At 65.6% G+C, this 5,948-nt stretch carries 6 protein-coding genes; 1 reads left to right on the top strand and 5 read right to left on the bottom strand.

From position 1 onward, the window contains the following. Positions 1-38: 38 nt before the first annotated feature. Positions 39-1,457: an IS4 family transposase gene (locus tag JOZ76_RS32365; RefSeq protein ID WP_441300140.1), complete on the top strand. Its 1,419-nt coding sequence runs from the start codon at positions 39-41 to the stop codon at positions 1,455-1,457. 39 nt (positions 1,458-1,496) lie between these two features. Here JOZ76_RS32365 and JOZ76_RS32360 read toward each other — a convergent pair whose 3' ends face one another. From JOZ76_RS32360 to JOZ76_RS32340, 5 genes are all read right to left on the bottom strand, one after another. Then, positions 1,497-2,315 (bottom strand): DUF2076 domain-containing protein, encoded by an 819-nt coding sequence (locus JOZ76_RS32360; RefSeq protein ID WP_291705457.1) that lies wholly within the window; start codon positions 2,313-2,315, stop codon positions 1,497-1,499. Between the two features lie 129 nt (positions 2,316-2,444). Next, entirely contained in the window at positions 2,445-3,284 is an 840-nt protein-coding gene (locus JOZ76_RS32355) for a ChbG/HpnK family deacetylase (RefSeq protein WP_291705456.1), read from the bottom strand. Next, on the bottom strand, positions 3,281-4,327 hold the full coding sequence (locus tag JOZ76_RS32350; protein WP_291705455.1) for a glycosyltransferase family 2 protein: 1,047 nt from the start codon (positions 4,325-4,327) through the stop codon (positions 3,281-3,283). Before JOZ76_RS32350 ends, JOZ76_RS32355 begins: the two co-directional genes overlap by 4 nt. Positions 4,328-4,422: 95 nt before the next feature. Next, positions 4,423-5,397: an ATP phosphoribosyltransferase gene (hisG, locus tag JOZ76_RS32345; RefSeq protein WP_291705454.1), complete on the bottom strand. Its 975-nt coding sequence runs from the start codon at positions 5,395-5,397 to the stop codon at positions 4,423-4,425. Continuing rightward, a partial coding sequence (locus tag JOZ76_RS32340; protein ID WP_291705453.1) for an ATP phosphoribosyltransferase regulatory subunit occupies positions 5,394-5,948 on the bottom strand: 555 nt, incomplete at its 5' end. The genes hisG and JOZ76_RS32340, both read right to left, overlap by 4 nt.

Here is a 5,948-nt window from a genome sequence, read left to right as displayed (position 1 = left end):
GCTGTCATGTGCACACATCTGCATTGCAGGCGATGAACATGGCTGATTCCTTGAGGCGGATTGATTCGGGAGAGGCCAGTGACGATTACTTGCGAGGTGGTGGGACTGGGGCGGTTTGGCGACCGCCGCCTGCAAAAAGGGGGGCCTTGTTGCAGGAGGCACTGGTGCGACGACCGGGCTCGTGCATCCGTCGGCTGGCGCAGGGCGATCGGGCGCGCCAAATGCAGTTTTCTCGGTTTCTGCACAATGGGGCCGTAACGGTCACGGAGATGGCCGAGACAGCTGCAGCACGCACTGCGGTCGTGGTCGCCGGACGCGACGTCTTGGCCATCCAGGACAGCAGCGAGCTGGTATTCGGGGGCAAGGAGGCGCGTGCGCGGGGGTTTGGTCCGATCGGTCGCGGCGGGAACCTCGGCGGGTTGCTGTTGCACTCGGTTCTGGCCGTCGATGCGGTGACGGGGGCATTGTTCGGCCTGGTCGACGTGAAGGTGCACAATCGCCGGGGCGGCAAGGTCGCGGCGCGCCGGGCGAGGTCGACGGCGGACAAGGAATCGCAGCGCTGGCTGGACGGAATGTTCAGCGCATCGCGGGTGCTGCATGAGGCGGCGCGGATTACGGTCGTGGCTGACCGGGAAAGCGATATCTACGAGGAATTCGCCCGCCGGCCGGCCAATGTCCATCTGCTCACCAGGATCGCGCAGGACCGTCGGATCGAGGCGGCGGTAGACGGCAGCACCATGCTGTTCGCGTTCTCCGATCGGCTGCCCGAACAGGCGCGTTTCGTGGTGACCATCCCGGCGGCCCCGGGCCGCCGCGAGCGTGCCGCAGAACTTGCCCTTCGCTATTCGACCGTCGCGGTGCGCAAGCCGAAGAACGGCGCGGCGCCCGACCTGCCGAACAGCATCGTTCTGACCCTGGTGGACGTGACGGAGACGAGCGTGCCTGAGCAGGGCGAGCCGATCCATTGGCGGCTGATCACGACACATACGGTCGACAGCCCGGCCAAGGCCCGCATGATGCTCGATTTCTACCGCCGACGCTGGATCATCGAGGATTATTTCCGCACGCTTAAGACGGCCGGCTTCGACATCGAGGCCGCGGAAATCCAAGACCCCGACGCGATGGTGCGCCTGGTCGCCGCCGTGGCAGTCACTGGCGTCACCGTGTTGCAATTGGTGCGAGCCCGCGACGGCACCACCGATCAATTGTTGCGGGATGCCTTCGATCCCGCCGACCAACCGCTCCTCGAGACCATCTCGGCCACGCTCGAAGGCAAAACCCAGCGTCAAAAAAACCCGCACCCCAAGGGTACGCTCGCCTACGCCGCCTGGGTCATCGCCCGCCTCGGTGCCTGGGACGGCTACTACGGAAAACCGGGCCCCAAGGTCATGCGCATCGGACTGCAAGAATTCCACTCCATCAAATACGGCTTTCAACTCGGGCTCCGCGATGTGTGAATCTGATAGCCGCAAGCGGGGAGAGGGAAGAAAGAGCAGTTACGCGTAGTCGCTGCCGCCATCATCTCCGCCGCCATCGTCAAAGTCGTCGGCGTTGCTATCCATCATGTCATCGCGCTGATCGTCGTAGGACGCCTGATCGAACAGGCCCTGGTTCGCGTTGTCGTCAGCGCGGCCGCCGCGCCCGACATCGTCGATCCCGGCATCGCGGGCGAGCGAACTGTTCGATTGATCGCTCCAGGGGCTGGCGGCCCGCTCGCCGAGCGCGTCTGCGTCGCCAAAGCCGTGATGCGGCCCGCCCATCATGCCGCGAATGCTGTTCAAAAGCAGCGAGCCGCCGACCACGCCGGCCGCAGCCGCCGCCGCCGTGCCGAGGAAGGAACCGCCGCCGCCGCCGAACGGCGGTGCGCCGTAGGACTGGCCATAAGGCGATCCGCCATAGGGGGGCTGCCCATAATGCCCCTGATCGTATCCGGGCGAGCCCTGTTGCAGCACCTGGCCGCTGTTCCAGACCGGACGATTTTGCGGCTGCGGTGGGGGAACGTTCGGGACCGAGCCGCGGTTTTGGCTTTGGCCCGGGCCAAAAATCGCGTCCCGCATCGAATCGAGGAAGCCTCCCGACTGACCTTGCTGCTCCGGCGCGCTGACCGCCGCTTCCAGTTCCTGGATGCGGCTGTTGGCGCGCTTTAGCGCCTCGTCCTGCAGCAGCACGGTTTGCACGAGGGCGTAAACGGCATTCGGCGCCTTTTGCAGGCCCTGGGCGATGGCAGACGCAGCATTGGGATCGCGCGGGGCACTCTCCAATTTGGCGAGCCGATCGAAAAGATCATCAACCAATTGGCGTTCTTGCGGTGTCATGACGTTCTCCATGCGTCTTCGGTGGGAAGCGCGGAACAAGACGTAAGCGGGGTTTGGGACGGGTGAAGTGCGGTTCGAAATTAAATTTGGGACACGAACTTCGCGGCCTGCGACCACACGTCTTGCGCGTCACGCCAATGTAACATTGTTCATCCGCAGCAGTTCGGGGAACTGGTCGCTGGCGAGATAGGCGTGTTCGTGTTCGCGCTGCACGGTGAATGGATCGAGCTCGATCAGGGTCTCGTCGACAAAGCCGGGGTGACACATGATGACGCTGTGCTCCGTCAGGCCTTCCAAGAATCCGCCCATCAGCGCGCCGAAATCGGGCTCTCTGGAAAAGTCATACGCGCCGGCAAAGCCGGGATTGAACGCAAGCTCGGCGCCGGCAGCGCGACGGCGAAACTCCGCGCTCAGGAGATCGAGGATGAGCGCCTTAGGTGCGCGCAGCGAGCGTGCCGGCGGAGCGCGGCCGCTCTGGCGGACCCATGCCTGCGGTGCCGCCTGCTTGACCGCCGCGAGGAACGCATCGCGCACTTGCGGATAGACCTGCACGTGCTGGTGACCATCGACGAAGTCCGGCGCGCGGCCGAACAGACTGGCAAAGGCCGCAAGCTGCACGGCGACCTCGCTCTGGATGATTTCGGGATCGAGCCGGCGCGCAAAGCCCGCGATCATCACCCTTGGAAACGAAGGGAATAGCCCACCGTTCAAGGGACGGAAATGCATGGTCAGCGGGCGAAACGGCGCCGTCAGCGTCACATGCAGGCCTATTGCGCAGCGCGAACTGCTCGCCGCGGCTTCCTGGAGGGTTGCGACCTCCTCGCGGCTAACGGCCGGACCGACCACCATCACCGATGTCGCATTGAGGCGGCCGCGCGCGATCAGATCGCGAATGCCGCGGTTGACGCCGGGACTGATCCCGTAGTCGTCGGCGCACAACCAGACGCGCCGCGGCGCGGTCTCGTTCATTCGGCGGCGGTCCTGCTGACCGTGCTGTCGGCCGGTTCGGTCGCGACCCGCTTTTCGCTGTGCTCGGCCACGAAGTAGATCGGGCGTGCCTTCAGCTCTGAGAGAATCTTGCCGATATACTCGCCGACGATCCCGATCATGATCAGCTGCACGCCGCCGATCGTCATCAGTCCGACCACGAGCGAGGGATAGCCGGGCACCTGCTTGCCGGTGGTCCAGACCTCCCAAACGATTGAGAGGCCGAACAGGAAGGCGACGGAGGCAAGCAGCACGCCAAGCAGGCTGGCAATGCGCAGCGGCGCCACCGAGAACGATGTCAGCCCCTCGATGGACAGGCCGAGCAGCCGCATCACGTTGAAGGTCGTGACACCATGCGCGCGAGGTTCCGGTTCGTAATCGACCCTGATCTGGCGGAACCCGATCCAGCTCGCCAGTCCCTTGAAGAAGCGGTTGCGCTCAGGGAGCTGACGCAGCGCGGCGGCCGCGCGCGGCGAGAGCAGGCGGAAGTCGCCGGCGTCTTCGGGAATCTTCTGGCGCGCGCCCCAATTGATCAGCGCGTAGAAGCCATGCACGGCGAGCCGCCGCAGCACCGACTCGTTGTCGCGATGCGCCTTGGCGGTATAGACAACGTCATAGCCGCCCTCGATCCAGTGGCGGACCAGTTGCTCGACCAGAGCCGGCGGATGCTGGCCGTCGCCATCCATGAACAGCACGGCGCCGCGCCGGGCGTGATCCAGCCCCGCCATCAGCGCGGCTTCCTTGCCGAAATTGCGCGACAGCGACACCACCTGGACGTCCAGGGCCTCTGCCGACAGGCCGCGGGCAATCGCCAGCGTATCGTCGCTGCTGCCGTCATCGACATAGACCACTTCGCAGGCCAGCCCATGGCGCTGCCGCAACGTCGCGGCCAGCGCGTTCAGCCGCTCGTGCAGGAGCGAAAGCCCTTTCGCCTCATTGTACACGGGGACGACGATGGAGAGGCCCTGCGCTCTGGCAGTCGTCGCATCGGTCGTGAGGTTCGAGACGTCCGTACCCAGCATCATCAGATCAGGTTCCCACTCCCCGTTGTCAGGCAACAACATATGGCAATGGCGAAAGCTTGTCGCCAACCAGATAAGGACGGTGCCCGATGGGCATATTAGCGCAGGAACGCCTCGAGTTTGGCAAATAGCGGGTTCTCGCGGTCGAGCACGTAATCGAGCGAGGCCACAGACACCGTGTTCGCGCCATGGGTGCGCAAGAAACTGCCGAGCGCGTAGAGCTGGGCAGGTGGGCAGTGCAGTGTGAGCATGCCTGACGACGTCGGCCCGCCGAACGGCGACACCACGCCAAAACGGTTGTGGGCCTCGGCGAGCAGTTTTGCGTCGCAGCCGGCAAAGCGGGTGCGGACTTCGCGGAACTTGCTGGCGCGGGCGCGGGCGGCGATGTGGTCGAGGATGACCCGGGCGGTCTCGCGCGCCGCCGCCGACCAGTCGGCCTCGCGTGCGGCCACGAGGTTGGCCTGGCTACGCAGGATCACGCCGTCGTCGAGCACCTTCAGGCCGTTCGCCGCAAGCGTCGCGCCGGTCGTCGTGATGTCGACGATCAATTCGGCGGTGCCGACGGCGGGGGCGCCTTCGGTCGCGCCGGCGCTCTCGACGATGCGGTAGTCGACGACGCGGTGCTGGGCGAAGAAATTGCGGGTCAGGTTGATGTATTTGGTCGCCACCCGCATCCTGCGGTTATGCTGCTCGCGAAAACCTGTCGTGACGTCGTCGAGATCGGCCATGGTGCGGACGTCGATCCAGGCCTGCGGAACGGCGACGACGACATTGGCCTGGCCAAACCCGAGCTGGTCGATCAGCAGCACGCGCTTGTCGGCATTGGCGATGGATTCGCGGACCAGGTCCTCACCGGTCACGCCGAGATGCACCGCACCGCTCGCCAGTTGCGAGGCGATCTCGCTGGCGGAGAGATAGGCGATCTCGACATTGTCGAGCCCCATGATGGTGCCGCGATACTCGCGGGCGCCGCGCGGTTTTGCGAGCCCGAGGCCGGCGCGGCTGAAGAAGGCCTCCGCGTTTTCCTGCAGCCGGCCCTTGGACGGAACGGCCAGAACGAAAGGCGCGCTCATGGCTTGCTCCCGGCACGTCGTGGGCTGATCCTGGTCAGCGCTTCGACCCAGACGGAGAAGCCGACGGCCGGGATCGGTGCGGCCGCGCCAAGCCGCGTCATTAGCCCGTCATAGCGTCCGCCGGCGACCAGCGGCTCGATTCCGTTGTTCTTCTCATGCAGCTCGAACTCGAAGCCGGTGTAGTAGTCGACGCCGCGCCCGAACGAGGTGGAAAATCGCGTCTTCCGCAGATCAATGCCGCGCGCCGCCATGAAGCCGATGCGGCTCTCGAGCTGGTCGATGGCAGCCCCGATGGCAAGGTGGGTGTCGGAGGCAAGCGCGCGCAACTGCGTCAGCGCCTCCTGCGGCTCGCCGGAAATCGCCAGGAAGCGTTTGAGCACCGCGAGTGCGTTGCGCGGCAGCGCGCCGCCCTTCAGTGTCGATTGTTCGAGGAAGCGGTCGGCGATTTCGGCCACCGTACGTCCGCCGACATTGGTGGCGCCGGCGATCGACATCAGGTCCGTCACCAGCGCCAGCGCCGCCTTGCGGTCGGAGCCGGCGAGCGCGGCGAG

This window comes from Bradyrhizobium sp. (genome assembly GCF_019244115.1).
In the GTDB taxonomy this organism is placed as follows: domain Bacteria; phylum Pseudomonadota; class Alphaproteobacteria; order Rhizobiales; family Xanthobacteraceae; genus Bradyrhizobium.
The sequence above is the reverse complement of the archived record's forward strand: the minus strand, read 5'-3'. Positions and strand labels throughout refer to the sequence as shown.